The organism is Xanthomonas sp. NCPPB 1128 (genome assembly GCF_001043115.1).
Taxonomy (GTDB): Bacteria; Pseudomonadota; Gammaproteobacteria; order Xanthomonadales; family Xanthomonadaceae; genus Xanthomonas_A.
In genome coordinates this window covers 212,722-237,873 of sequence record NZ_LFME01000003.1, presented here as the reverse complement: position 1 = coordinate 237,873, position 25,152 = coordinate 212,722, and the positions used below count along the sequence as shown (strand labels likewise).

At 71.4% G+C, this 25,152-nt stretch carries 20 protein-coding genes; 11 read left to right on the top strand and 9 right to left on the bottom strand.

The annotated features are described in order from the left end of the window. Positions 1–55: 55 nt before the first annotated feature. Entirely contained in the window at positions 56–3,949 is a 3,894-nt protein-coding gene (locus tag ACP93_RS04370; protein WP_048489545.1) for a YhdP family protein, read from the top strand. Between the two features lie 252 nt (positions 3,950–4,201). After that, entirely contained in the window at positions 4,202–5,644 is a 1,443-nt protein-coding gene (tldD, locus tag ACP93_RS04365) for a metalloprotease TldD (protein ID WP_048489544.1), read from the top strand. Between the two features lie 156 nt (positions 5,645–5,800). Here the strand turns inward: tldD and yjgA are convergent, their stop codons facing one another. After that, the gene (gene yjgA / locus ACP93_RS04360; protein ID WP_048489543.1) at positions 5,801–6,397 is read right to left on the bottom strand and encodes a ribosome biogenesis factor YjgA; all 597 of its coding nucleotides are present in this window, start codon (positions 6,395–6,397) and stop codon (positions 5,801–5,803) included. A gap of 97 nt (positions 6,398–6,494) precedes the next feature. On the opposite strand from yjgA, the gene pmbA reads away from it, so the two are divergent. The 4 genes from pmbA (at position 6,495) to ACP93_RS04340 (ending at position 11,269) form a co-directional block, all read left to right on the top strand. Further along, a complete protein-coding gene (pmbA, locus tag ACP93_RS04355) occupies positions 6,495–7,859 on the top strand; it encodes a metalloprotease PmbA (protein WP_048489542.1) in 1,365 nt (454 codons plus the stop codon). Between the two features lie 326 nt (positions 7,860–8,185). Further along, entirely contained in the window at positions 8,186–8,563 is a 378-nt protein-coding gene (locus tag ACP93_RS04350) for a DUF4870 domain-containing protein (protein WP_019797965.1), read from the top strand. Between the two features lie 170 nt (positions 8,564–8,733). Beyond that, a complete protein-coding gene (locus ACP93_RS04345; protein WP_048489541.1) occupies positions 8,734–10,161 on the top strand; it encodes a DUF1800 domain-containing protein in 1,428 nt (475 codons plus the stop codon). Positions 10,162–10,198: 37 nt separating this feature from the next. Next, complete coding sequence (locus tag ACP93_RS04340; protein ID WP_048489540.1) at positions 10,199–11,269, top strand: DUF1501 domain-containing protein; 1,071 nt, start codon at positions 10,199–10,201, stop codon at positions 11,267–11,269. 95 nt (positions 11,270–11,364) lie between these two features. On the opposite strand, the gene ACP93_RS04335 is transcribed toward ACP93_RS04340, so the two are convergent. Next, complete coding sequence (locus tag ACP93_RS04335; RefSeq protein WP_048489539.1) at positions 11,365–12,459, bottom strand: M35 family metalloendopeptidase; 1,095 nt, start codon at positions 12,457–12,459, stop codon at positions 11,365–11,367. A 257-nt stretch (positions 12,460–12,716) separates the two neighbouring features. Here ACP93_RS04335 and ACP93_RS04330 point away from each other — a divergent pair, with 257 nt between their 5' ends. Beyond that, on the top strand, positions 12,717–14,273 hold the full coding sequence (locus ACP93_RS04330; protein ID WP_048489538.1) for a GH39 family glycosyl hydrolase: 1,557 nt from the start codon (positions 12,717–12,719) through the stop codon (positions 14,271–14,273). A 216-nt stretch (positions 14,274–14,489) separates the two neighbouring features. Here ACP93_RS04330 and ACP93_RS04325 read toward each other — a convergent pair whose 3' ends face one another. The 5 genes from ACP93_RS04325 to ACP93_RS04305 all read right to left on the bottom strand — a co-directional run bounded on the left by ACP93_RS04325 (position 14,490) and on the right by ACP93_RS04305 (position 19,507). Then, positions 14,490–15,371: a polyprenyl synthetase family protein gene (locus ACP93_RS04325; protein ID WP_048489537.1), complete on the bottom strand. Its 882-nt coding sequence runs from the start codon at positions 15,369–15,371 to the stop codon at positions 14,490–14,492. Then, positions 15,361–15,624 (bottom strand): exodeoxyribonuclease VII small subunit, encoded by a 264-nt coding sequence (locus ACP93_RS04320; RefSeq protein ID WP_017909613.1) that lies wholly within the window; start codon positions 15,622–15,624, stop codon positions 15,361–15,363. Before ACP93_RS04320 ends, ACP93_RS04325 begins: the two co-directional genes overlap by 11 nt. Positions 15,625–15,655: 31 nt before the next feature. Next, complete coding sequence (tilS, locus tag ACP93_RS04315; RefSeq protein WP_228135947.1) at positions 15,656–16,972, bottom strand: tRNA lysidine(34) synthetase TilS; 1,317 nt, start codon at positions 16,970–16,972, stop codon at positions 15,656–15,658. A 256-nt stretch (positions 16,973–17,228) separates the two neighbouring features. Continuing rightward, complete coding sequence (locus ACP93_RS04310; RefSeq protein ID WP_048489535.1) at positions 17,229–17,804, bottom strand: WG repeat-containing protein; 576 nt, start codon at positions 17,802–17,804, stop codon at positions 17,229–17,231. Then, a complete protein-coding gene (locus tag ACP93_RS04305) occupies positions 17,801–19,507 on the bottom strand; it encodes an alkaline phosphatase family protein (protein WP_048489534.1) in 1,707 nt (568 codons plus the stop codon). The genes ACP93_RS04310 and ACP93_RS04305 overlap by 4 nt, the downstream gene beginning before the upstream one ends. A 151-nt stretch (positions 19,508–19,658) precedes the next feature. Here ACP93_RS04305 and ACP93_RS04300 point away from each other — a divergent pair, with 151 nt between their 5' ends. The 3 genes from ACP93_RS04300 to ACP93_RS04290 all read left to right on the top strand — a co-directional run bounded on the left by ACP93_RS04300 (position 19,659) and on the right by ACP93_RS04290 (position 22,436). After that, entirely contained in the window at positions 19,659–20,999 is a 1,341-nt protein-coding gene (locus ACP93_RS04300) for a dicarboxylate/amino acid:cation symporter (RefSeq protein ID WP_048489533.1), read from the top strand. 13 nt (positions 21,000–21,012) lie between these two features. Continuing rightward, positions 21,013–21,843: a class I SAM-dependent methyltransferase gene (locus tag ACP93_RS04295; RefSeq protein WP_048489532.1), complete on the top strand. Its 831-nt coding sequence runs from the start codon at positions 21,013–21,015 to the stop codon at positions 21,841–21,843. Between the two features lie 113 nt (positions 21,844–21,956). After that, entirely contained in the window at positions 21,957–22,436 is a 480-nt protein-coding gene (locus tag ACP93_RS04290; RefSeq protein WP_010341292.1) for an acyl-CoA thioesterase, read from the top strand. Between the two features lie 20 nt (positions 22,437–22,456). Here ACP93_RS04290 and ACP93_RS04285 read toward each other — a convergent pair whose 3' ends face one another. Then, positions 22,457–23,236, bottom strand: a complete 780-nt coding sequence (locus ACP93_RS04285) for a hypothetical protein (RefSeq protein ID WP_048489531.1) — start codon at positions 23,234–23,236, stop codon at positions 22,457–22,459. A gap of 135 nt (positions 23,237–23,371) precedes the next feature. Here ACP93_RS04285 and ACP93_RS04280 point away from each other — a divergent pair, with 135 nt between their 5' ends. Continuing rightward, the gene (locus ACP93_RS04280) at positions 23,372–24,148 is read left to right on the top strand and encodes a class I SAM-dependent methyltransferase (RefSeq protein WP_048489530.1); all 777 of its coding nucleotides are present in this window, start codon (positions 23,372–23,374) and stop codon (positions 24,146–24,148) included. Positions 24,149–24,266: 118 nt separating this feature from the next. Here ACP93_RS04280 and ACP93_RS04275 read toward each other — a convergent pair whose 3' ends face one another. After that, complete coding sequence (locus ACP93_RS04275; RefSeq protein ID WP_048489529.1) at positions 24,267–25,100, bottom strand: C40 family peptidase; 834 nt, start codon at positions 25,098–25,100, stop codon at positions 24,267–24,269. Between the last annotated feature and the right edge of the window lie 52 nt (positions 25,101–25,152).

The window sequence follows — 25,152 nt, the reverse complement described above, 5'->3', positions numbered from 1 at the left end:
GTTCGCGATCTGCTGTTGCGAATCCCCAATCCCCAATCCCCAATCCCCGCAGCTGATGCATCCCCCCCTGCGCCGCCGCCTGCGCCTGGCTCGCCGTTTCGCGTTCTACGCGGTGGCGATCGGGCTGGTGTGCGTGGCGTTGGGGGTAGGCGCGCTGAGCCAGGCGCTGCCGTTCGTCGAGCGGCATCCGCAGCAGGTGGCGGCGTGGCTGAGCGAGCGCGCCGGGCGGCCGATCCGCTTCGACCGGCTGGAGACGGCCTGGACCCGGCGCGGTCCGCTGTTGCGCCTGGACGGGCTGCGCATCGGCGCCGGCGACGGCGTGCGCATCGGCCAGGCCGAGGTGCTGGTGTCGATGTACGCGGGGTTGCTGCCCGGGCGCTCGTTCACCGAACTGCGCCTGCGCGGCCTGGCGCTGACCCTGCTGCGCGCCGACGACGGCAACTGGAGCGTGCAGGGCCTGCCGACCTCGGGGCAGGGCGGCGATCCGCTGGATGCGCTGCAGGGGCTGGGCGAACTGCAGGTCATCGATGGCCGCCTGCGCGTGCACGCCCCGTCGCTGGGCCTGGAAGCGCAGGTGCCGAAGATCGACCTGCGCATGCGCGTGAACGGCGAGCGCCTGCAGGTGGGCGTGCAGGGCTGGAGCGATCTGCAACAGGCGCCGCTGACCGCGGTGCTGGACCTGGACCGCCACCGCGGTGACGGCCAGGCCTACCTGGCGGTGCGGCCGGCGGAACTGGCCGGCTGGGCCGGCCTGCTGCATGCGGCCGGCATCGAACTGCAGGGCGGCGTCGGCGAAGTGCAGGCCTGGCTGGACCTGCAGCAGCGCCGGGTCGCCGGGGTGACCGTGGACGCCACGCTGCGCGAGCTGCGCCTGCGCGGCGCGCCGCTGGCCGATGGCCACACTCGCCCGCAACTCACCTTCACCACCTTCCGCGCGAAGGCGCGCTGGCGCCAGATCGACGGCGGCTGGCGGCTGGATGCGCCGCAGCTGCAGTTCGGCCAGGCCGGACAGCCGCTGCAACGCCTGGACGGGCTGACCGTGGCCGGCGGGCGCCGCTTCGCCCTGTTCGGCGACCATCTCGACGTGGCGCCGCTGATCGCGGTAGCCGGGCTCAGCGACCGCCTCTCGCCCAGCCTGCGCAGTTGGTTGTCGGTGGCGCGGCCGCGCCTGCAGCTGACCCAGGTGGCGGTGAGCGGGGTGCCTGGCGGTGCGCTGTTCGGCCAGGGGCGCCTGGCCGATCTGGCGTTCGCACCAGCCGGGGGCGCGCCCGGCATGAGCGGGCTGCGCGGCCGTCTCGACGGCGATGCGCAGGCCGGTGAACTGGCGCTGGAGGCCGGCAGCCCGGTGCGCGTCGACTGGCCCAGCGGCTTCGGCGTGGTCCATCAGGTGCAGCTGGCCGGGCGCATCGTGGCGTTCCGCGACGGCGATGGCCTGCGCGTGGCGACCCCGGGGCTGCGCGTGCAGGGCAGCGATTACGGCGCCGACGTGCGCGGCGAGCTGCGCTTCCAGGACGACGGCTCGCGGCCGTGGATCGACCTGGCCGCCGACCTGCAGGACGCGCCGGTGGTGGCGGCCAAGAAGTTCTGGGTCCACTCCAAGATGAGCAAGGCCGCCACCGACTGGCTCGACGCCGCGCTGCAGGGCGGGCGCCTGCGCGACGGCCATGCGCTGGTCTCCGGCGACCTGGACGACTGGCCGTTCGCCGACCACAACGGCCGCTTCGAAGCGACCGCGCGGCTGGAGGACGCCAAGGTGCGCTTCCAGCACGACTGGCCGGCGCTGGAGAACGTGGATGCCAGCGTCGCCTTCATCGGCAACGGCTTCGAGGTGCACGGCCGCGGCAGCATGGGCGGGGTGCCGGTGGAGCAATTGTCGGCGGCGCTGCCCGACTACAAGGAAGGCCAGCTCAGCGTGCTGGCCAGCACCCGCGCCGAGACCGGCAAGCTGCTGGCGATGCTGCGGCAGAGCCCGCTGCGCGCCCGTTACGGCGACACCCTGGATGCGCTCAGCGCCTCGGGGCCGGCCGATGTCACCTTCGACCTGCTGCAGCCGCTGCGTGCCGACATCGGCACCCACCACCTGCGCGGCACGGTCGATCTGCTCGGCGCGCACATCGCCGACAAGCGCTGGGACCTGGCCTTCGACGACATGCGCGGCAGCGCCGACTACAGCGATACCGGGTTCGCCGCGCAGAAGCTGAGCGTGGCCTACCAGGGCCACCAGGGCGAACTGGCGCTGCGCGCCGGCGACGGCGTGCAGGATCCGCAGCAGGCCTTCGAGGCCGCGCTGAGCGCGTCGCTGGACGCGAACGAACTGCTCGACCGGGTGCCGGAAATGGCCTGGCTCAAGCCCTACGTGCAGGGCCGCTCGCGCTGGAACATCGGCGTCGGCCTGCCCAAGACCCCCGACGGCGGCGCGCAGCCGCCGACCCGGCTGCAGCTGCGCTCGGACCTGGTCGGCACCGCGCTGTTGATGCCGGCGCCGATGGACAAGGCCCCGGCGACCCCGCTGGCGACCTCGGTCAACGTGCCGCTGCCGGTCGGCAGCGGCCGCATCGAGGTGGCCTTCGGCAAGCTGATGGCGCTGGCCGCGCGCAGCCAGGGCGGCAAGACCGGCGTGCGCGTGGTGATGGGCAGCGACCACGTCGCCGACGAACCGCCCGCCAGCGGCCTGGTGGTGAGCGGGCGCACCGCGGCTTTGAACGCCATCGACTGGATCGGCGTGGTCAGCCGCCCCGATCCGAATGCCGCCGCAGCCAACGGCGGCGAAGACCCGATGCCGCTGCGCCGCATCGACATCCTCGCCGACCACCTGCTGCTGCTGGGCGGGGTGTTCGACAACACCCGCTTGCGCCTGTTGCCGCAGGCCGACAGCATCGACGTGCACCTCGACGGCCCGGCCCTGGCTGGCGACCTCAGCGTGCCGACCAAGGATGGCGGCGTGCTCGGCGGTCGCCTGGCACGGGTGCACTGGCGCTCGGCCACGGCCTCGTTGCCGGCGGCGGACGGCACGCCCACGGCGGTGGTCGCCACGCCTGCCGGCAGCGGGGTCGCTGGCAGCGCCGGTCCGGTTCCGGCCGGCCCGTTCGCCGACAGTCTGGACCCGGCCACGATCCCGGCGCTGGCGCTGGACGTGGACGACCTGCGCTTCGGCGCGATGACCCTCGGCGCGGCCTCGCTGCGCACGCGCAAGCTCGCCGACGGCATGCAGGTGGAACAGCTGCACCTGCGCTCGGACAAGCAGAAGATCGACATCAGCGGCGACTGGCGCGGCAAGGGCGCCACCGCCCGGACCCAGCTCGACGCCAGCGTCGACAGCCGCGACCTGGGCGAGCTGATGCAGAACCTGGATTTCGGCGGGCAGGTGCGCGGCGGCGAAGGCCAGTTGAAGCTCAGCGCGGCCTGGCCGGGCACGCCGGCCGGCCTGCAGCTGGCCACGGTGCAGGGCCAGCTCGACGTGGCCGCGCGCAATGGGCAGTTGCTGGAACTGAATCCGGGCGCCGGGCGCGTGCTCGGCTTGCTCAGCGTGGCGCAGCTGCCGCGGCGGCTGATGTTCGATTTCCGCGACTTCTTCTCCAAGGGCTTCGCCTTCAATCGCATCGACGGGCAGATCCGCTTCGGCGACGGCATGGCGCGCAGCGACAACCTGGTCATCGATGGCCCGGCTGCGGAGATCAAGGTGCGCGGCGAGGCCGACCTGCGCGCGCAGCAGTTCGACCAGACCATCGACGTCAACCCCAAGTCCGGCAACCTGCTGACCGTGGTCGGCGCGGTGGCCGGCGGCCCGGTCGGCGCCGCGGTCGGCGCCGCCGCCAACGCGGTGCTGGGCAAGCCGCTGGGCAACATCGGCGCGCGCACCTACCGGGTCACCGGGCCGTGGAAGGATCCCAAGGTGGACGTGATCGAGCGCGAGTCGGCACGGCCGCCGGCGCCGGCCGGTACGCCCTGATCGGGCGGGGATTGGGGATGACCAGCCTGCGGCTGTTGAAAGCCGGAATTGGGGATTGGTGGCGGCGGCGTGCGCTGCGCATCGGTCGGCGGGAGCGTAGTGGATGGCTGCGCCAGGCCGGGTGAGCCCGGACCGCAGCATGTATTTCATGTGGCGAGGTAGACCACGTCGCCGCTGTCCCACCGCGCTGCCGCTCCCGCCTTGTGCCGCCCGCCGCTTGCGCTGCGCGCCTTCGTCCCCCATGTTGAGCCCATGAACGATCACGCCCTGAGCCTCGCCGAAACCCGCCTGTTGCTTCCCGCCGGCCTGGATGCCCCCAGCCTGGAGCGCGCCTTCGGCACGCTGCTCGGCCCCGGCATCGACTTCGGCGACCTGTATTTCCAGCATTCGCGGCGCGAGAGCTGGAGCGTGGAGGACGGCATCGTCAAGGACGGCGCCCACTCCATCGAGCAGGGCGTGGGGGTGCGTGCGATCTCCGGCGAGAAGACCGGCTTCGCCTATTCCGACGACATCCACCGCGACGCGCTGCTGGCCGCGGCGCAGTCGGCGCGGGCCATCTCCCGCGATGGTGGCGCGCAGCCGGCGCAGGCGCTGCAGCGCGGCGGCGGCCGTGCGCTGTACCCGGCGCTGGACCCGGTGGACGCAATGGACAACGCGCACAAGGTGGAGCTGCTGCGGCGGCTCGACCAGTACCTGCGCGCCGCCGACCCGCGCGTGCAGCAGGTGATGGTGAGCCTGTCCGGCGGCGTGGACACGGTATTGGTGGCGCGCAGCGACGGTGTGCTCGCCGCCGACGTGCGCCCGCTGGTGCGGCTCAACGTGCAGGTGATCGTCGAACAGCAGGGCCGCCGCGAGTCCGGCTATGCCGGCGGCGGCGGTCGCTACGACTACGCCACGCTGTTCGCCGACGGCCGTCCAGAGGCCTTCGCCCGCGAGGCCTTGCGCCAGGCGCTGGTGAACCTGGAGGCGGTGCCGGCGCCGGCCGGGGTGATGCAGGTCGTGCTCGGCCCGGGCTGGCCCGGCGTGCTGCTGCACGAGGCGGTCGGCCACGGTCTGGAAGGCGACTTCAACCGCAAGGGCACCAGCGTCTATGCCGGCCGCATCGGCCAGCGCGTGGCTTCGCCCGGCGTCACCATCGTCGACGACGGCACCCTGGACGGCCGCCGCGGTTCGCTCAACGTCGACGACGAGGGCACCGCGACCCACTGCACCACCCTGATCGAGGACGGCGTGTTGGTCGGCTACATGCAGGACACGCTCAACGCGCGGCTGATGGGCGTGGCGCCGACCGGCAACGGCCGCCGCGAATCGTTCGCGCACCTGCCGATGCCGCGCATGACCAACACCTACATGCGCGCCGGCCAGCACGATCCGCAGGAGATGATCCGCTCGGTGAAGAAGGGCCTGTACGCGGTCAACTTCGGCGGCGGCCAGGTCGACATCACCAGCGGCAAGTACGTGTTCTCGGCTACCGAGGCCTACCTGATCGAGGACGGCAAGGTCACCGCGCCGGTGAAGGGCGCCACCCTGATCGGCAACGGCCCGGAGACCATGCAGAAGGTGCGCATGATCGGCCACGACCTGGCGCTGGACGAGGGCGTCGGCGTCTGCGGCAAGGACGGGCAGAGCGTGCCGGTGGGCGTGGGCCAGCCGTCGTTGCTGATCGACGGGCTGACCGTGGGCGGGACGGCTTAGGAGCCGGGAGTGGGGAATCGGAAATCGGGATTCGGTAAAGCGGGCGCCGCGGTGCGCTGTGGCGTTGCCGGCCTGACGGACAGGTCTATCGTGCGCCGCGCTCGCTGGGCTGGGAATGCGTCGGCCTTCGTGCGCGGCAGCCGGCGTCGCCGCACCTCAGTCGCGTGTGTCGTCGAACGCTCCGTCGTCGTCGGCTTGTTCGATTCCCGATTCTCCATTCTCCATTCCCGACGCACCACCCAGGATCATCTCGCGCAGTTCCCGGAACAACTCGCGATAGGCATGCGGCGGCTTGTTCTTCAGCCGTTCTTCCTTGGCGTTGCGCACCAATTGGCGCAGCCGCTGGCGGTCGGCGTCGGGGTGTTCGGCCAGCAGCTCGGCCAGTGCGGTGTCGCCTTCGGCGAGCAGCCGCTCGCGCCAGTCCTCGACCCGGTGCATGGCCGCCACTTCGCGGCGCGCGCTGTCGCTGTTGACGTCCATGGCCTCGCGGATCGCCTCCAGTACCGCGTCGTCCTCGCGCCGCATCTGCTTGGCCAGGAACGCCAGCTGCCGCTTGTGCGCGATGTGCGAGGTGATGCGCTTGGTCTCGGCGATGTGCGGCAGCAGCGACTCGGGCACCGGCAACTTGGCCAACTGCGCCGGGGTCAGCGCCACCAGCTTCTCGCCCAGGCTCAGCACTTCCAGCGCCTCGCGGCGTTGCTGGCTGCGGCTTTCGCCGCGGAATTCACCGGTGTCCTCGTCGCGTCCGCGCATGCTCGTACTACTCGATCGATGTGAAGCATCAAATTAGAAAGTCCGGCCATGGATGGCCGGGCTCTTGCGAAGGGACTCGCATCACAAGGATAAAGCATTGAACGCCATCACCCCCGATTTGCACCGCGACGACAGCCAGCAGCGCCTGGAACGCCTGTCCGACATCGCCGAGCGACTGCTGGCGCGCGCCCGCGCGCTCGGCGCCAGCCAGGCCGAGGTCAGTTGCAGCGAAGACCGCGGGCTGGACGTCAACGTGCGCCTGGGCGCGGTGGAGACCGTGGAATCCACCCGCGACCGCGGCATCGGCGTCACCGTCTACTTCGGCCAGCGCAAGGGCAGCGCCAGCACCGCCGACCTGCACGAGTCCAGCCTGGAGGCCACCGTGGCCCAGGCCTGCGCGATCGCCCGCTACACCGAGGACGACGTGGCCGCCGGCCTGGCCGAGGCGGCGCTGATGGCCCGCGAGCAGCCGGATTTCGACCGCTGGCATCCGTGGCCGCTGCAGGCCGAGGAGGCGATCGACCTGGCGCTGGCCTGCGAGGCCGCCGGCCGCGACGCCGATGCGCGGATCAGCAATTCCGACGGCGCCTCGGCCGGCACCAGCGAGAGCCTGTCGGTGTACGCCAATTCGCACGGCTTCATCGGCTGCGAGCGCAGCACCCACCATTCGCTCGCCTGCACGCTGATCGCCGGGCACGGCGACGGCATGCAGCGCGACGGCTGGTACAGCAGCGCGCTGGCGCGCGAGGACCTGGAGCGCGCGTCGGCGATCGGCCGCCGCGCCGCCGAGCGCACCGTGGCGCGGCTGCAGCCGCGCTCGCTGCCGACCGGCGAGGTGCCGGTGCTGTTCGCGCCGGAAATGGCGCGCTCGTTGATCGGGCATCTGCTTGGCGCGGTGTCCGGCGGCGCGCTGTATCGCCGCGCCAGCTTCCTGCTCGACAGCGCTGGCACTCGCCTGTTCCCGGAATGGTTCGCGATCGACGAACGGCCGCACCTGCGCCGCGGGCTGCGCTCGGCCGCCTTCGACGGCGAGGGCGTGGCCACCCGTGAAGCGCCGCTGGTGCGCGACGGCGTGCTGCAGCGCTACGTGCTGGGCAGCTATTCGGCGCGCAAGCTGGGCCTGCAGACCACCGCCAATGCCGGTGGCGTGCACAACCTGCAGGTGGCGGCCAACGCGACCGACCTGCAGGCCATCCTCAAGGGCCTGCCAAGCGGCCTGCTGGTCACCGACTTGATGGGCAACGGCGTCAATCCGGTCACCGGCGACTACTCGCGCGGCGCCGGCGGATTCTGGATCGAGAATGGCGAAATCGCCTATCCGGTGGACGAGATCACCATCGCCGGCAACCTGCGGCAGATGTTCCAGGACATCGAGGCGGTGGGCGCCGACATCGACGTGCGCTCGCACGTGCACATCGGTGCAATACTGGTCGGCAGGATGACGGTGGCCGGCAACGATTGAGTGCCGCAACGCGCGCCAATGCCGGGGGGCGCGTTGTCGACGTCGCACGCGTGGCGCGGCATCGCCGCTCACGCGTTCGAGCCGGGCAAGCGCTGGCGTTCCCTGCGTACCTGTGCACGTCGCGATGGCCTACGCCCGATCGCCGACGCGACGCCATGCACGATCGAGGCGCGCGCGATCCGCTGCCGTATGGGGCGATGGACTGGCGCGCTACCCACCGCAGTGTGCTTGCCGGTGTGCCAGCTTCGCTTGACAGCGCTGCGCCGGCCGCCGAGAGTGACGCGCCAAACGTCTTGTCCCCTCACCACCAAAGGAACGGAATACCGATGAGCGAATTCGACAACGTCACCGCCCCGCCGCCGCCGCCGGCCTCGGCAGGGCCGCAGGAAGACCGCACGGTCGCGCTGATCACCCATCTGTCCGGGATCATCGCCGGTTTCATCGTGCCGCTGATCATCTGGCTGATCAACAAGGACAACCCGGCCAAGTCCTTCCTCAACGACCAGGCCAAGGAAGCGCTGAACTTCCAGATCACCGTCGCCATCGCCTACGTGATCTGCGTGGTGCTCAGCGTGATCGTCATCGGCGGGCTGCTGATGCCGGTGGTGTGGGTGGTGAACTTGGTGTTCTGCATCCTGGCCGGCATCAAGGCCAACGAAGGCGTCGCCTACCGCTATCCGTTCGCGCTGCGCCTGATCAAGTAAGCGCACCCACGACGCGTCTCCGAAGGCCCGGCCGCTGCGCCGGGCCTTTTTTGTTCTTGCCGCGCGCTGCCCGACGGGGACAGCTGGGCATCCAAACCGGGTGCGGTCGGCCGGTCAACCGCGGCCCGAGCGGCGCGTTTGCAAGGCTGTCGCCATCATCGGAGCACCGCATGATCCGCCGCGAGAGCCTGAGCGCCGCCAATCGTTTCGGCCTGGGTGCCCGTCCCGGAGAGCTGGCCGCGATGGGCGAGCCGCGGGCCTGGCTGGCCGCGCAGTGGCAGTCGCCGCCACTGGCGCCGGCGCTGCAGGGGCTGCCCGACAGCCTGGCCTACCTGCGCCGCGAGGCCGATTACCAGCGCGAACGCCGCCAGGCGCGGCGGCAGGCGGCCGGCGATCCGCAGCAGGCCGCCCAGCAGGCGCAGCAAGCGGCGCGCGGGCTGTACCGGCAGGCACAGGCGCAGGAACTGGCGGCGCGCTACCGGGTCGCGGTCGCCAGCCCGGCCGGGTTCGCCGAGCGCCTGGTGCAGTTCTGGTCCAACCATTTCGCGGTCTCGGTCGACAAGCGTGCGGCCGCGCTGTACGCCGCGCCGATGGAGCGCGAGGCGATCCGCCCGCACTGCATGGGCCGCTTCGCCGACCTGCTGCTGGCGGTGGAGCGGCACCCGGCGATGCTGCGCTACCTGGACAATGCCAATTCGGTCGGCCCCGACTCGCTGCTGGCGCAACGCGCGCAGCGCCGGGCCCTGCGCATGGATCCTGAAGGCCCGGCGCGCCGCCTGGGGCTCAACGAGAACCTGGCGCGTGAGATCCTGGAACTGCACACGCTGGGCGTGGACGGCGGCTATACCCAGGCCGACGTCACCGAACTGGCGCGTGCGCTCACCGGCTGGGGCGTGCCGGCGCCGCGCGACTTCGAGCAGGGCGCGCCCGACAGTGCCTTCGTGTTCCGCGCGCCGGCGCACGCCGCCGGCAGCCGCCTGGTGCTGGGACGGCGCTATGCCGAGGATGGCGTGGCGCAGGGCGAGGCGATCCTGGCGGCGCTGGCGCGGCATCCGGCCACGGCGCAGCACGTGTCGCTGAAGTTGGCCCGCCATTTCGTCCGCGACGATCCGCCGCCGGCGCTGGTGCAACGCATGGCCGAGGCCTGGCAGCGCAGCGATGGCGATCTGCGCCACGTGTACCGTGCGCTGATCGACAGCCCCGAGGCGTGGGACGCGCAGGCGCGCAAGTTCAAACCGCCGCAGGATTTCGTGGTGTCGGCGTTGCGCGCCAGCGGCGCCTGGCCCGAGGCGCCGCCGCAGCAGAAGACCGTGCTGACCCTGCTGGCGCGCATGGGGCAGCCGCCGTTCACCCCGCGCTCGCCGGCCGGCTATGCCGACGTGGCGGCGGAGTGGAGCGGCGCCGACGCGCTGTGGAAGCGCGTGCAGGCCGCCGAGGCGCTCGCCGGGATGGCCCCGGCCGATCCGCTGGCGCTGGCCGCGACCGCGTTCGGCGACGGTCCGGATGCGGACACGCTGACCGCGGTGCGGCGCGCCGAATCGCCGCGCGAAGGCGTGGCGGTGCTGCTGGCCAGCCCGGCCTTCCAATGGCGCGCCTGAGCGGCGCGCGATTCACTTTGCGATGGGAGAACCTACGATGCAACTGACGCGCCGTCGTTTCCTTGCCGCCAGTGGTGCGGCCACCGTGCTGAGCCTGTGGTCCGGCAGCGGCCTGGCTGCGCCGGGCGCCGATACGCGCCTGCTGGTGGTGCTGCTGCGCGGCGCGCTGGAGCCGCAGCAGACGCTGGCCCTGGACGGCAGCTTCGCGTTGCATCCGGCGCTGGCGTTCGCGCACGAGCTGTACGCGCGCAAACAGTGGCTGCCGGTGGTGGCGGTGGCGCCGCCGTACCGCGAGCGCTCGCACTTCGAGGCGCAGGATTGCCTGGAGAACGGCACCGCGCGACCCAGCGGCGCCTCCAGCGGCTGGCTCAATCGCTGCGCGCTGGCCCTGCACGGCGCCGAAGCGGTGTCGGTGAGCGCGGTGACGCCGCTGATCATGCGCGGCCCGGGCGCGGTCAACAGTTGGTCGCCGCCGCTGCCGAGCGCGGTCAATCCGATCCTGCTGCAGCGTCTGCAGCCGCTGTACGCCGCCGATCCGCACCTGTCTGGCGATTTCGCGCGCGCGCTGCGCGAGCAGGGCATGCAGGTGGACAGCGTCAAGGGCGGACAACTGCCGCAGGCGATGAGCGCGGCGGCCAGCTTCATGGCCAGGCCCGACGGGCCGCGGATCGGCTTCGTCGAGGATGCCGGCTGGGATACCCACGGCAATCAGGCCGCGGTGCTGCAGCGCAAGCTGGGCGAACTGGATGCGGGGTTGCGCGCGTTCCACGATGGCGCGCAGGCCTGCTGGTCGCGCAGCGTGGTCGCGGTGGTGACTGAGTTCGGCCGCACCGCGGCGGTGAACGGCACCGGCGGTACCGACCATGGCACCGGCGGCGTGGCGTTCCTGGCCGGCGGCGCGGTACGCGGTGGACGCATCGCCGGCGACTGGCCCGGTCTATCGCCGCGGGCCTTGAACGAGGGCCGCGACCTGCGCGCCACCAACGACCTGCGCAGCCTGTTCCGGCACGTGCTCGGTGCGCATCTGGGCGTGTCCGAGCGCGCACTGGACACCCAGGTGTTTCCCGGCAGCGCGGGGCTGCCCAGGTTGGAGGGACTGGTGGCCTAGGATGCGCCTTGGCCGCGAAGACGTGCGGCCTGCGCCGCACGCGAACCGGGCGCCGACGGCAGGTCGGCGCCCGGGCCATCACCGGCGTGCCGGACTCAGTTCTGCGACGGATTGTTCTCGGCGAAGTACTCGTGGCTGTCGGCGTTCTTCACCGCGCGCGCCGGATCGCTCTTGGCCAGGCTCTTGGCCGCGCTCTGCCCGTACGCGGTGTCCTGCGTGCCGGCGACCACGCTGAAGTGGCTCATTTCGTGGATCAGGGTGCCGGCCTTGGAGTCGGTGCCGGTCAGCGGTGCGCTCCAGAACGCGTTGCAGACATAGATCTGGTACGGCTGGTTCGGATACACGTAGGCGTAGGAGCTGTCGCTGCAACCGCAGTTGATGGTGATCTGCCCGTTGTTCTGGTCGATCGCCGAATCGATGTTGACGAAGTTGGAGGTGGCGGTGCTGTAGCGGCTGGCGTTGTAGGCGCCGAACCAGGTGGTGTAGCGCGCGCCGGTGCTGCCGCCGTTGAGGTAGGTCTTGGCGTTCTGCGAGTAGGTGCGCGCCGCGTTCACCGCGCTGCCGATGGTGCTGATCTGGTTGCTGCTGCACGAGGCGTAGTTGACGCCGTTGACCACCGCCTGCGGGCCGACCATCAGGTCGTTGCGCACGGCGCGGCCGCGGCCGCCGTCCAGCCACACCGTCAGCGGCGCGCTGGACAGCGTCTGCGGTTCGCCGTCGGCGCGCAGCATGCGCGCACCGTCGGCGAGCGCGGCGCCCTGCAGCGGCGCGTCGAGGCGAATGCTGTAGGTGCCGCTGCGGGTCAGGTCGTAGGCCTGGCCGAGATCGATCTGCGCCTGCCGCGTTTCGCCCGGCTGCAGTACCACCATGTCCTCGGCGCGCGGCGCAGCGCGCTTGACCAGGCGCCCGACGTAATCCACCGGCTTGCCGTCGCGCTGGACCTGGAACAGGGCGTTGTCGAGATCGCCCAGCGGCAGTTCCCACTTGGGCACGCGCGCGACCTGCGCGCCGGTGTTGCGCACGGTCACCGCCAGTTGGCCGCGTTGCTGGCCGTCGGCGTCGGCGACCGGCGTCAGCTCGACCTGCAGCGGCGCGGGCGTGCGCGTGAGTTGCGATTGCGCGGTGGCCGCCGAGATGATGCCGACCAGGCTGAAGCCGATCGCTGCCGAGATCCGGGATGCGTGTTTCATGCAGTCTCTCTCCGTCGAAAGTGGGCGCCCCGTGACAGGGGCCGAAGCAAACTAGCCCGGTGCCACGCGCGTGCGCGGCGCTTGTGCGTTTGTCTTCGATTTCGTCCAGCGAAGCGCGCGCCCGGTCTCAGTATCGGCGTCACCTAGGCACGCTGCGCCGCGTTCGCCGTGCCTCGATGACGCGCCGTCTGGCCGTCGATGAACGCACCGTCGTGTCGATGCTAGAGTCGGCGTCCACCTCATGCAGAGGAGCCGCCATGCGATTTCCGCGCCTGCTCTCGGCCGTTGTCGTGGCCGCGTGGTCGTGCGTGGCCATCGCCGCGCCAGCCACGCCGCGCACGCTCGCGCTGGACGTGCAGGGGCCGACCACGCCGCGCGATCGCTTCTACGACCTGTCGGTCGGCGCGGACTATCCGGGCACGCTGCTCCGCGAGGACAGCCTGGCGCAGCTGCACACCGCGCGGGACGAACTCGGGTTCCGCTACGTCCGCTTCCACGCGATCTTCCATGACGTGCTGGGCACCTGCCGCGAGGTCGACGGGCGCCCGCGCTATGACTGGAGCGGGATCGACCGCCTCTACGACCGCTTGCTCGGCATGGGCATCCGCCCCTTCGTCGAACTGGGGTTTACCCCGGAGGCGATGAAGACCTCCGACCAACGCATCTTCTACTGGAAGGGCAACACCTCGCACCCACGGCTGGATCAGTGGACCGCGTTGATCGATGCCTTCGCGCGCCACCTGCGCCAGCGCTACGGCGAGGAAGAAGTGCGCCGCTGGTATTTCGAGGTGTGGAACGAGCCGAACCTGGCTGGATTCTGGGAAGGCGCCGATCAATCCGCCTACTTCGCGCTGTACGCGGCGACGGCGCGTACCCTCAAACGTATCGATCCGCAGTTGCGGGTGGGCGGTCCGGCGACCGCCGGCGCGGCGTGGGTGCCGGCATTCATCGCGCAGGCGCATGCGGCGGGCACGCCGGTGGACTTCATCACCACCCACACCTATGGCGTGGATGGCGGCTTCCTGGACGAGCAGGGCCAGAGCGACACCAGGCTGTCGCCTGCGCCGGATGCGATCAGCGGCGATGTGCGTCGCGTGCGTGCGCAGATCCAGGACTCGGCGATGCCCGGGTTGCCGTTGTACTTCACCGAATGGAGCAGCAGCTACACGCCGCGCGACCCGGTGCACGACAGCTACCTGAGCGCGGCCTACATCCTGAGCAAGCTGCGCGCGGTGGAGGGGCTGGTGCAGGGCATGAGCTACTGGACCTACAGCGACCTGTTCGAGGAGCCGGGGCCACCGACCGCGCCATTCCAGGGCGGGTTCGGCCTGCTCAACCCGCAGGGCCTGCGCAAGCCGGCGTACTTCGCCTACCGGTATCTCAACGCGCTGGGCGAACGTCAACTGCGCAATGCCGACCCGCAGAGCTACGCGACCTACGACGGCGGCGTGCTGAAGGTGCTGGCCTGGGACTTCGTCGCGCCGCAGCAGGACAAGAGCAATCGCCCGTATTTCACCCAGGTGCTGCCGGCAGCGCCGGCGCCGTCGCTGCGCCTGCACCTGCGCGGGCTGGCGCCGGGCGTGTACACCCTGGCGATCCGCCGCACCGGTTTCGACGCCAATGATGCCTACAGCGCCTATTTGCGCATGGGGTCGCCGACGACGCTGAGCGCCTCGCAACTGCGCCGCCTGCAGGCGCGCAGCGCCGACACGCCGGCGCTGCGACAGCTGCGGGTGCACCGCGATGGCCGCGCGCAGCTCGATGTGCCGATGCGTGCCAACGACGTGGTGTTGCTGGAGCTGCGTCCGCGCTGAGCGTGCGTCTCTCCTGTCGTGAGCGGGGTTCGCTCGCCGATTCCTGCAGGAGCGGCCTCGGTCGCGCCAGGCCGAGCCTGCGAACGCCAGGCGTGGCCGCGGGATGGGCCTTCTCCGTTCCTTCGTCGCGACGGCAGGCGTTGTTGGCGACGCGCGCGTTGGCGTGGCTTGCGCGAGACGCGTGCCACACGCCGGCACGCGTGCAGGCGCAGTGCGCTAGTGCGCGCGATCGACCGCGAGCCGCGCCAGCGCCGCCAGCGCATCGGCGGCGGCGCCATAGCCGCGCAGGCTGCCCTGCATCGCCTGCGCCAGTTCGGCCAGTTTGGCCTTGGCGCCGTCCATACCCAGCAGGGCGGGGTAGGTGGACTTGGCCTGCGCCGCGTCCTTGCCGGCGGTCTTGCCGAGCTGTTCGGAGCTGGCTTCGACGTCGAGGATGTCGTCGCGCACCTGGAAGGCCAGGCCCAGCGCGGTGGCGAAGGTGTCCAGCTGCGCGAGCGCGGTGACGTCGGCGCCGCCGCCGAGCGCGCCCAGACGCACGCTGGCGCGGATCAGCGCACCGGTCTTCAGCGCATGCATGCGTTGCAGGTCGGCCAATGCCTGCACACGGCCGGTGGCGTCGATGTCCAGCGCCTGGCCGCCGCACATGCCGGCCGCGCCGGCGGCCTCGGCCAGGGTCTGCAGCCACTGCACGCGCAGCATGGGCGCCGCCTCCTCGGCATTGGCCAGCAGCGCGAACGCCAGGCTCTGCAGCGCGTCGCCGGCGAGGATCGCGGTGGCTTCGTCGAAGGCGATGTGGACGGTCGGCTGGCCGCGGCGCAGGGCGTCGTCGTCCATCGCTGGCAGGTCATCGTGGACCAGCGAATACGCGTGGATCAGTTCCACCGCCAGCGCCGGCGCGTCCAGGCGCGCCGCGTCGGCGCCGAACAGCGCGCCACTGGCGTAGACCAGCAGCGGGCGCATGCGCTTGCCGCCGCCGAGGGTGGCGTGGCGCATCGCCGCGTGCAGGCGCTGCGGTGCCAGCGTCGCTGCCGGCAACTGCGCCTGCAGGCCGGCTTCCACCCGTTCGCGCCAGTGCGCGAACGCCGCCTCAGCCGCCATGGGGCGGCACGGGATCGAAGGGTTCGGCGCTGTCGGGCTGCTCGGGATCGCTGAGCAGGCGCACGCGCAACTCCGCCTGCTCCAGCGCCTGCTGGCATTGCCGGTACAGGCCCACGCCGCGCTCGTAGGCGCTGAGTGACTGTTCCAGGCTCAGGTCGCCGGCTTCCATCTTCTCCACCAGCACTTCCAGCTCCTCGAGCGACTGCTCGAAGCGGGCGACCGGGGAGGCATCGTCTTGGGACTTCTTGGGCATGGCGAAAGTGTGCGCGGCGGCGGCAGCAGGGTCAATGCGACGCCGATGTCGGCGCTGGCGGCGGGTCCAGCACCAGGCGTGCGGCATGCGCCTGCAGCCAGGCGTGCAGCGGCGCCGCCAGCAGGTCCGGGCCGGCGGCCAGCAGTTGCGTGGCATCGAACAGCAGCGGCAGCCGCAGGCGCTCCCACGGCGGCAGCGCCTGCGTCTGCAGCAGGTGCTTGAGCGACTGCGATTGCGTGCGCCCAGGCAGGCGCAGGCGTTCGCCGCCGCGGCGCGCGCGCACCAGCAGCGGCGTGTCGAAGGCCAGCGTGGTCGCGGCGTGCAGATGCAGGAGGCGGCCATCGGGCAATGGCAGCGGCGTGCGGCCGTCCCACTGCGCCTGCCAGTCGGCAGGCCATGGCGCACGTTCCTGCTCGGCATACAGTGTGTCGCGCCAGCTGCGCACGCATGCACCGTGCCAGGCGAACTGCGCCGCCGCATCGGCAAGCGGTTGCAGCAGGTCGCGTTCGATCGCGGCCAGGCCGGCCGCCGGCAACGGCGGCAGCCCGGCCTGTGCGATCCAGCACCGCAGCACGCGCGCGCGCCGCGCCGTGGGCAGGGCGCGCAGCGGGGCGAGCGGCAGCGGGGCAGCGGGGGCGTCCTGCAGCGCGTCGAGCGCCGCGCGGTCGTCGGCCTGCAGCAGCGCGCTGGCATCGGCGCACAGCTGCGCGCTGCGGGCGAGGGCAGCGTCGGCGTGCGGCCAGCGCTGGCGCAGCAGCAGCAGCACCTGCAGGCGCAGGAAATTGCGGTCGAAGCCGGGGTCGGCATTGCTGGGGTCGTCGATCCACTGCAGGCCGTGCTGCTGCGCATAGGCGTGCAGCGCGCTGCGTGGCTGCGCCAGCAGCGGTCGCCACAGGCGGCTGCCGGCGAAGTCGGACATTGCCTGCATCGCCGCCAGGCCATCCGGACCGGAGGCACGCAGCGCGCGCAGCAGGAAGGTCTCGGCCTGATCGTCGCGGTGCTGCGCCAGCGCCAGCCATTCGCCGGGCTGCAGCGCCTGCGCGAAGGCCTGGCGCCGTGCTTGCCGTGCCGCCGCTTCCAGTCCATCGCCGCTGTCGCGCGGTACCTGTACCCGCACCACCTGCAGCGGCACGGCCAGCGCCGCGCATCGCTGCGCGCACTGCGCGGCCCAGGCGTCGGCGTCGGCATGCAGGCCATGGTGCACGTGCAGCGCACGCAGGCCGGCGCGACGGTAGGATGGTTGTTGCGCGAGCAGGTGCAGCAGTACGGTCGAATCCAGGCCGCCGCTGAAGCCGAGCAGCAGCGGCGCCGGCGCCGGATCGGGCAGGGCGGCGGCGAGTGCGGACAACGGGGACGTAGAGGCGTGCGGCGGCATCGCGTCACTGTAGACGCAAGCGCACGTCAGCGCGAAGCATGACATGGCGACGTCTTTGAGCCTGAGTAGCGTTGTGGGAGGGACTTCAGTCCCGACGCGGGGATATCTGACCTCGCGGACGAGACGATTCACCCGACATCGCGGAGATGCAGCAGGAGACGCGTTGCAGAGAACCAGCCTTGGCGACCTTCTCCGCGACAACGCGGCCATGCTGCACAGGGTCATCGGCTCAGTGCTTCAGCGCCGACACTTCGCGGTTGTGGCGATCGATGGAGTACCAGCGGCCACCCTGCATCGGCGTGTGGCCGTCGGTGTCGGGCGTGCCCGCGCTGCAGCCGTCGCAGACCGCGGCGACACCGTGCTCGAACGGCCAGGCGAAGTCGTGGACCGGCGCGATCACCTCCCGCAGTTGCCGGTCGTAGAAACCGATGCGGCCGTGAAAAATGCCGCGGGTCAGGCCTTCCGTGAAGCCATCCGGGCCGTTGTCCCAGGTGATCACCGGCAGGCTGCGGCCATCGGCGCGCACGTAGTAGAAACGTGCGCCGACGCTCAGCAGCGCCAGGCCGTCGCGATCGAAGTGCAGGCCGCGCAGCGCCTGCGGCGTCAGTGCCAGGCGTTCGTCGGCACCGAGCCGGCAGCCCGGCACCAGCGGCCGATCGGTATTCGGGTCGCCCAGCCGGCAGGCCTCGGTGGCCGGTTGCGCCGCGGCGGCCGGCATGGCGCCGAGCGCGGTTACCGCAGCGAACACTGCGAACACCGCATCGGCCACGCGCAGGCCGCCGCCATGCCGCCGATGCCGCCTCATTGCGTGGTCGCGGCACTGGTCATGAACGCCGCCGGCTTGGGCAACTCCACCGGCACGCCGTCGCCATTGCAGGTGCCGGCCTGGCACAGCCGCGTGCGCAGCGCCGGCGTGGCCTGCACGATCACGTGGTAGATCACGTTCTCTTCCAGGCTGCCGCGGAACGCGTTGCTGCCGGGGCCGCGCGCCCAGATGCCGACGTCGTCGCCGCCATGGGTCTCGGCCTTGGTCGGCACCAGCGCTTCCTGCATGAAGTCCGGGCTTTCGGTGTCGACGTGGGTCAGGTCCGGGCGGCCGTTGGCCGGCTCGAAGTTGCTCGGCGCATGCGGGAAGGTCTTGACCCCCGCCGGCTGCTGGTTGCTGGCGCCGGTGTAGCCGGGACCGTTGGCGTAGCTGAGCGTGGCGTAGGGCTGGCCGTTGCCGTCCAGCGCCAGATCGCCGGTGTTGGCGTCCTCGCCGCTGGTGCCGCGCACCTTGCCCAGGATCGGGTTGCCGCGCTGCGGGTAGCCGACGAAGTTCAGCGTGTGCGAGTGGTCGGCGGTGACGATGATCAGCGTGTCCTCGGCCGAGGTCGCATCCGCCGCGGCCTGCACCGCCTGCGACAGGGCGATGGTCTCGTCCAGCGCGCGGTAGGCGTTGCCGGCGTGGTGCGCGTGGTCGATGCGTCCGCCTTCGACCATCAGCACGTAGCCATTCTTGTCCTGCGACAGGGTGCGGATCGCGGCGCGGGTCATCTCGGCCAGGCTCGGGTCGCCATTGGCGCTGCGGTCGCGGTCGTGATCGAACTGCATGTGGTCCGGCTCGAACAGGCCCAGCAGCGCCGGCGCGTGCTGCGCCGCATCCAGTTGCCCGCGGGTCCACACGTAGGCGCCCTGCGGATGGCGCTGGCGCCATTCGCCGACCAGGTCGCGGCCGTCCAGGCGCAGGCCGACCTTGTCGTCGTACTCGGGGTCGCGCTGCTCGACGGTGGTGAACTGGCCGCGGCCGCCGGCCAGCATCACCTGCGGGCCGCGCCCGAAGCGCGCGCTCACCATCTGCTGGGCGATGTCGCGGCAACCCTCGGCCACCGCCTTCTCCGGCAGGTCGGCATCGCTTTCCCAGTTGCGCTCGGGCACGTGCGCATAGGTCGCGGCCGGGGTCGCGTGGGTCAGCCGGGTAGTGGTGACGATGCCGGTGCCCATGCCGGCGCTGTCGGCCAGCTCCAGCCAGCTCAGCAACTGCTTGCCGAGGCTGTCCGCGCAGGCGTCGCGCTTGCCGGCGGACACGCCGATCGCGCCCATGTGGGTCTTCACCCCGGTGGTGATCGAGGTCATGGTGCCGGCCGAATCCGGCGTCTGCGAATCGGTGTTGTAGGTCTTGCTCAGCGCGGTGGCCGGGAACGCTTCCCACGACAGCTGATTCTCTTCGCCGGAAGCGCCCTTGCGCTGGCCGTCGAGGATGCGCGCGGCGGCGACCGTGGTCAGGCTCATGCCGTCGCCCAGGAACAGGATCACGTTCTTGGCCTTGCCGCGCATCGCACCGTTGTTGGCGGCCTTGGCGGCACCGCTGCGGTACCACCAGGCCGGGGTCTCGCCGGCCGGATGGGCCACGGCGGGGACGACGATCGGCGCGACGTTGGCGCTGGCGGCCGGGGCGTGCGGCGCGCTGGCGCAGGCGCCCAGCAGCAGGGTGGAGGCGGCGGCGAGGGCGGAAACGGGAAGGCGCATACGCGGAACGGGTCCTGAACAACGAAGTCCCCCGCATTATGCCGGCTGCGACAAGGCACGCCCATGACACCGCGCCTTTCCAGCCATGGCGTCGTCGCTGTTGCCGGGGTGCGCTATCGTGCGAAACCCCCGATCTCTCTGGACAGCGTCGATGAAACTGGTGACGGCCTGGTTACGCATTCCGTTCTGGCAGCGCGTGGTCGCCGGCTTCGTGCTGGGCGCGCTGGCGGGCTGGGCGCTGGGGCCGACCGCGGAAACCTGGTTCAAGCCGTTGGGCGACCTGTACGTCACCCTGATCAAGATGATCGCGGTGCCGCTGGTGTTCTTCGCCGTCATCAACGCGATCTCGGCGCTGCACGGGCAACAGTCGGTGGCCAAGCTGGGTGGGCGCACCTTCCTGTGGTTCGTGGTCACCGCGGCGCTGGCGGTCGGCGTCGGCCTGGCCGTGGGCACCGTGCTGCAGCCTGGCGCCGGCCACCTGGGCCTGCGCGTGGACAGTGCCTGGAAACCGGGCGACGTGCCCAGCCCGGTGCAGGTGCTGCTGGACGTGGTGCCGTCGAATCCGTTCTATGCGCTGACCGGCATCGGCACCAGGACCAATGCCGCCGGCGAGACCGTGCTGGCGGCCGGGCGCGGTTCGATCCTGCCGGTGATCTTCTTCGCCGCGCTGCTGGGCTTTGCCATGGTCAAGCTCGGCGAGCGCGTGGCCGAGGCGCGCAAGCTCACCAAGCAGATGAGCGAGATCATGATCCAGGTCACCCGCTTCGTGCTGGAGATGACCCCGCTCGGCACCTTCGGCCTGATCGCCGCGCTGGTCGGCGGCTACGGCTTCGGCAAGCTGCTGCCGTTCGGCAATTTCGTGCTGGCGCTGTACCTGGCCTGCGCGATCCACATCGTGGTGGTGTACAGCGGCCTGCTGCTGGTGCACGGACTCAATCCGTGGAAGTTCTTCCGCGGCGCCGCGCCGGGCATGCAGGTGGCCTTCGTCAGTTCCTCCAGCTTCGCCGCGATGCCGGTGGCGCTGCGCTCGATCACCCACAACCTCGGCGTCAACAAGGACTACGCCGCGTTCGCGGTGCCGCTGGGCGCCAGCATCAAGATGGACGGCTGCGGCGCGATCTTCCCGGCGCTGTGCGCGGTGTTCATCGCCCAGTACACCGGCGTGCCGCTGACCGCCAACCAGTATTTCGTGGTGCTGATCGCCTCGGTACTGGGCAGCTTCGGCACCGCCGGCGTGCCCGGCACCGCGGTGGTGATGGCCACGGTGGTGCTGAGCGCGGCCAACCTGCCGCTGGAGGTGATCGGCTACCTGTACGCCATCGACCGCGTGCTGGACATGATGCGCACCATGACCAACGTGACCGGGCAGATGCTGGTGCCGGTGCTGGTGGCCAAGGAAACCGGCCTGCTCGACCGCAGCATCTACGAGGCCGCGTCGAGCAATGTCGGCCTGGAAGATCCGCCGGTCGATGGTTCAGGACAGGTGCGTTGATGCTCCCGTGAGCATGTCTGCAGAGAGCCTGTGCGCGCAGTTGCGGCAGTTGCCGGGGCTGACGCTCCACGAGGGCGTGCTGGTGCACGACGCGCTGCCGGACGATCCGTTCGAGCAGCGCTATCTCGACGTGCGCCGTCGCGAAGGCCGGCTCTACAGCGACGTGCAGGTGCGCACGCTGCCGCAGCCGCCCGGTGCGCTGGGCGCCAGCCACGAATGGCGGGTGCGCGCCGAATCGTGCCGGCGCCTGTTGCGCCATCTGCGCGCGCGCGGTGGCGACGGTCCGCTGCTGGAGCTGGGTTGCGGCAACGGCTGGCTGTCGCATCGCCTGGCCAGCGGCCTGCAGCGCGAGGTCTGCGGCATCGACGTCAATCGCACCGAGCTGGCACAGGCGGCGCGGGTGTTCGCCGACACGCCGCGGTTGAGTTTCGTCGCCGGCGACATCCTGCGTTTGCCGCTGCCGGCGCAGCGCTTCGACGTCGTGGTGGTGCCGGCCTGCCTCCAGTACTTCGCCGATCCGCGTGCGCTGATCGCGCGCCTGCTGCATCTGCTGCAGCACAACGGCGAACTGCACATCCTCGACAGCCCGTTCTATGCCGACGCCGAGCAGGCCCGGGCCAGCGCCGCGCGCAGCCTGCGCTACTTCAGCGACCTGGGCTGCGCCGAACTGGCGCAGCAGTACCATCAGCACACCGATGCGGTACTGGAAGGCCTCGTGCTGCGCAGGCTGTTCGACCCGCGCCGGCTGTCCGTGCGCTGCCTGCGCGCGCTGCGCTGGCGCCAGCCGCATTTCCCGTGGCTGTGCATCCGCAAGCGCGACAACCTGGCGCTGGCCGCCGCGTAGCCGACCACGCCGGCCGCCAGTGCGTCTGCGGCGACAGGTCATTGCGACGCCGTTGCGATTGCTGGCATCGGCGCATGGCAGACTGCCGCCTCCTTCCCCAGCATGGACTCCCGATGAGCGGCACCCAACGTGAACTGACCTTCCGCTTCCTGGCCGAGCCGATCGACGTCAACTACGGCGGCAAGGTCCACGGCGGCGTGGTGATGAAGTGGATCGACCAGGTCGGCTATGCCGCCGCGGTGGGCTGGAGCGGCCACTACAGCGTGACCGTGGCGGTGGGCGGCATCCGCTTCGTCTCGCCGATCCGCATCAGCGACATGGTCACGGTCAGCGCCAAGCTGGTCCACACCGGCACCAGCAGCATGCATTTCGCCATCGAGGTGCGTGCCCGCGATCCGATGGGCGGCGAGCCGCGCCTGTGCACCCATTGCATCATCGTGTTCGTGGCCCTGGACGGCGTCGAAGGCCGCCCGACCGCGGTGCCGGCCTGGCATCCGGACACGCCGGAAGACCATCGCCTGGCCGAGTACGCGCAGAAGGTGATGGAGCTGAGCAAGGGCATCGAAGACACCATCGCCCACTACCACGGCTGAGCGCGCGCCCGCGCGCTGGCTCAGGCGCGCCAGTCCGCAGGCGCGGTGCGGCAGTCGCCTTCGAACAGGCGGCCGCCGTGCACGGCCAGTTCCTGCTGCGCCAGCGCCAGTACCGGTGCGCGGTCGGCGCTGGCGAACAGCGCGGCGAAGGCCTGGTCGAAGCGTTGGCCCAAGGCCGGGTCCATCCGTGCCAGCAGGCGCGGAACCCACTTCCCGCTGCCGTACCAGTGGCCGCGCCCGCGCAGCGCCAGTTCCGCCAGGCGCGGATGCAGCAGGGCGCCGATCGCAACGACCTCGGCGGCGCTGCGCTCGCCGCACAGGTCGTCGACCAGGTCGGTGATCTCGTAGCGCAGCGCGTCCCGTTGCGCCTGCGTCAGCGACGGCGGCCCGGCCTGCAGCCGCGCGGCGACCTGGCCTTGCAGGCTGCGTGCGGATTCGGTCGCGGTGCCGACGAGGGTGCCCTCGGCGATCATGTGCAGCAGGCTGGGGCGGCCGCGGGCGGCGTCTTCATCGACGAACCAGGCGAGCGTGCCCGGATCGTGCACGAAGGCCTCGACCGGCACGCCCTCGGCCAGGAACGATTCGCGCCGTGCGGCCGGCAGGCGCTCGTAGACCACGACCAGGTCGAGATCGGACAGGTGCGTGCCTTCGCCGCGCAGGATCGAGCCGGCGGCGAAGCCGAACGCCGCGTCGGCGTAGCGGGTGGACAGCAGCAACTGCGCGATCGCCAGCGCCTGGGCGGGCGGGGGCAACGTGGCGGCGGTCGGCGCCGGCGCGTCTTCTCTCGTCGGCGCGGTCATGGTGCGGCCTGGCCATAGCGACGCGCTCGGCGGCACGCCAGGGTGGGGGAGGACGGCATCATCATCATCGAGGTCACGGTGACGCGATCGCGGCGGACCAGCGTATCGTGCCGGCGGGCAATGTGGACGACGGCGATGATGCTCCAGGCGGACAGTACGGAATTGCAGCGGCAGTACGGCGATACCCAGCGGCTGGCGCAGCGCAAGTCGCTGCATGCCAGGTACGGCCGTGCCGACTGGTACCCATGGTTGCGCGGGCAGCTGCCGTTGGCCGTGCACATGCGCGTGGCCGACATCGGCTGCGGCACCGGCCAGCTGTGGGGCGCGCTCGCCGGGCAGTGGCCGGAACGGCTCGCGCTGCAGGTGCTGGACCGCTCGCCGGCCATGGTCGCCGCGGCATTGGCGCAGGCGGCGGCGTTGCGCCCGCAGGGCGTGGTCGGCGACGCGATGCGTCTGCCGCTGCGCGATGCCAGCGTCGACGCCGCGCTGGCGGTGCACATGCTCTACCACCTGCCCGATCCGCACGCGGGCGTGCGCGAACTGCGGCGCATCGTTCGTCCTGGTGGGACAGTGCTGGCGGTGCTCAACGGCCGCGACAACATGCGTCAGCTCGCGCAGTTGATCGCCGGCGTGGCCGGCGGCCCGGACCGCGACCCGTCCACCCTGCGCCTGGATGCCGAGACAGGCGCGCGCCTGTTCGCCGCGCATTTCGCCCAGGTCCGCGTCGCACGCTTCGACGATACGCTGGTCTGCACCGACCCCGACGACGTCATGGCCTACCTGCAGAGCCTGCCGTTGCCGCCGCAGGCGCACGCGCCGGCCTTGCGCCAGGCGGTGGACGCAGCGTTTGTGCGCGGCGGCGGGGTATTTCGGATCGACAAGGACGTGCGCGCGATCGTGGCCATCGCCTGAGGCGCCCGCGCCGCGCGCCAGCGATGCGCCGGCCAACCGGATCGCAGCGAAGCGCCGCAACAAAAAAGGCCGCTGTCGCCAGCGGCCCTTTTCTCGGCGGTGCGTGCAGACTGGCGGCTTACATCGCCACGCGGCGCGCCTGCACGAACTTCTCGCCCCAGTAGCCGGAGGTCAGCGTGTCCACGCGCACGTCCTTGCCGCGGCTGGGGGCGTGCAGGAAGCGGCCCTCGCCGACGTACAGGCCGACGTGGTCGACGCGGCCCTTGCGGCCGAAGAACACCAGGTCGCCCGGCGCCAGCGCGTCGCGGTCCTTGATCAACTGGGCGTTGGCCTCGCGGGCCATCTCGCGCGACACGCGCGGCAGTTCGATGCCCAGCGCGGTGCGGAACACGTAGCCGACCAGGCCGCTGCAATCGAAGCCTTCGGTGTCCTCGCCGCCCCAGCGGTACGGGGTACCCAGCAGCGCCATGGCGCGCTTGAGCACGGACTGGACCTTGTCGCCGCCCGGCACCACGCCTTCGCGCGGGACCGGCTGGGACACGTCGTAGTTGGCCAGCAGGCGGCTGATGTCGCCGGCGAACATCGCCGAGCGGTCCATCAGTGGAATGGTGTCGTTGGCGGCCAGGTGCGGCAGCAGGGCGGCCAGGGTGGCGGTGGCGGCGGCGTCGGCCTTGCTGCGCGACGGTGCGGGCGCCTGTGCGGCGGCCGGCTTGGCCGAGATGGTGGTGTTGGGGGTCTGCGCGGTCGCCTGGGCGGTGGTCGCCGTGGCGCTCACCTGGGCGGGAGCGGGGGCGACGGTCGCGATCGCTTCCGGGACGACGGTGTCGGCGGGAGCGGTCTGGGCCAGGGCCGGGAGGGCCGAGAAACAGAGCGAGGCGGTGCAGAAGAGGCGGAAAGCGGTCCGGCGGGGAACGGCGGGCTTGCCTGGAGAGGTCTGGGCTTCGGTCGTCACGCTTGGATCACAAAATAAAACGATGGGGGATCATGCCTTGTAGACAGAAATA

What these genes read in the sequence shown, in the direction of transcription:
- yjgA (WP_048489543.1), bottom strand. Translation starts at nt 6,397, where the DNA reads ATGCGCGGACGCGACGAGGACACCGGTGAATTCCGCGGCGAAAGCCGC.
- ACP93_RS04350 (WP_019797965.1), top strand. Translation starts at nt 8,186, where the DNA reads ATGAGCGAATTCGACAACGTCACCGCCCCGCCGCCGCCGCCGGCCTCG.
- ACP93_RS04285 (WP_048489531.1), bottom strand. Translation starts at nt 23,236, where the DNA reads ATGACCGCGCCGACGAGAGAAGACGCGCCGGCGCCGACCGCCGCCACG.
- ACP93_RS04280 (WP_048489530.1), top strand. Translation starts at nt 23,372, where the DNA reads ATGATGCTCCAGGCGGACAGTACGGAATTGCAGCGGCAGTACGGCGAT.
- ACP93_RS04370 (WP_048489545.1), top strand. Translation starts at nt 56, where the DNA reads ATGCATCCCCCCCTGCGCCGCCGCCTGCGCCTGGCTCGCCGTTTCGCG.
- ACP93_RS04305 (WP_048489534.1), bottom strand. Translation starts at nt 19,507, where the DNA reads ATGCGCCTTCCCGTTTCCGCCCTCGCCGCCGCCTCCACCCTGCTGCTG.
- ACP93_RS04295 (WP_048489532.1), top strand. Translation starts at nt 21,013, where the DNA reads ATGTCTGCAGAGAGCCTGTGCGCGCAGTTGCGGCAGTTGCCGGGGCTG.
- ACP93_RS04290 (WP_010341292.1), top strand. Translation starts at nt 21,957, where the DNA reads ATGAGCGGCACCCAACGTGAACTGACCTTCCGCTTCCTGGCCGAGCCG.
- ACP93_RS04335 (WP_048489539.1), bottom strand. Translation starts at nt 12,459, where the DNA reads ATGAAACACGCATCCCGGATCTCGGCAGCGATCGGCTTCAGCCTGGTC.
- ACP93_RS04330 (WP_048489538.1), top strand. Translation starts at nt 12,717, where the DNA reads ATGCGATTTCCGCGCCTGCTCTCGGCCGTTGTCGTGGCCGCGTGGTCG.
- ACP93_RS04310 (WP_048489535.1), bottom strand. Translation starts at nt 17,804, where the DNA reads ATGAGGCGGCATCGGCGGCATGGCGGCGGCCTGCGCGTGGCCGATGCG.
- ACP93_RS04340 (WP_048489540.1), top strand. Translation starts at nt 10,199, where the DNA reads ATGCAACTGACGCGCCGTCGTTTCCTTGCCGCCAGTGGTGCGGCCACC.
- tldD (WP_048489544.1), top strand. Translation starts at nt 4,202, where the DNA reads ATGAACGATCACGCCCTGAGCCTCGCCGAAACCCGCCTGTTGCTTCCC.
- ACP93_RS04300 (WP_048489533.1), top strand. Translation starts at nt 19,659, where the DNA reads ATGAAACTGGTGACGGCCTGGTTACGCATTCCGTTCTGGCAGCGCGTG.
- ACP93_RS04320 (WP_017909613.1), bottom strand. Translation starts at nt 15,624, where the DNA reads ATGCCCAAGAAGTCCCAAGACGATGCCTCCCCGGTCGCCCGCTTCGAG.
- ACP93_RS04325 (WP_048489537.1), bottom strand. Translation starts at nt 15,371, where the DNA reads ATGGCGGCTGAGGCGGCGTTCGCGCACTGGCGCGAACGGGTGGAAGCC.
- ACP93_RS04345 (WP_048489541.1), top strand. Translation starts at nt 8,734, where the DNA reads ATGATCCGCCGCGAGAGCCTGAGCGCCGCCAATCGTTTCGGCCTGGGT.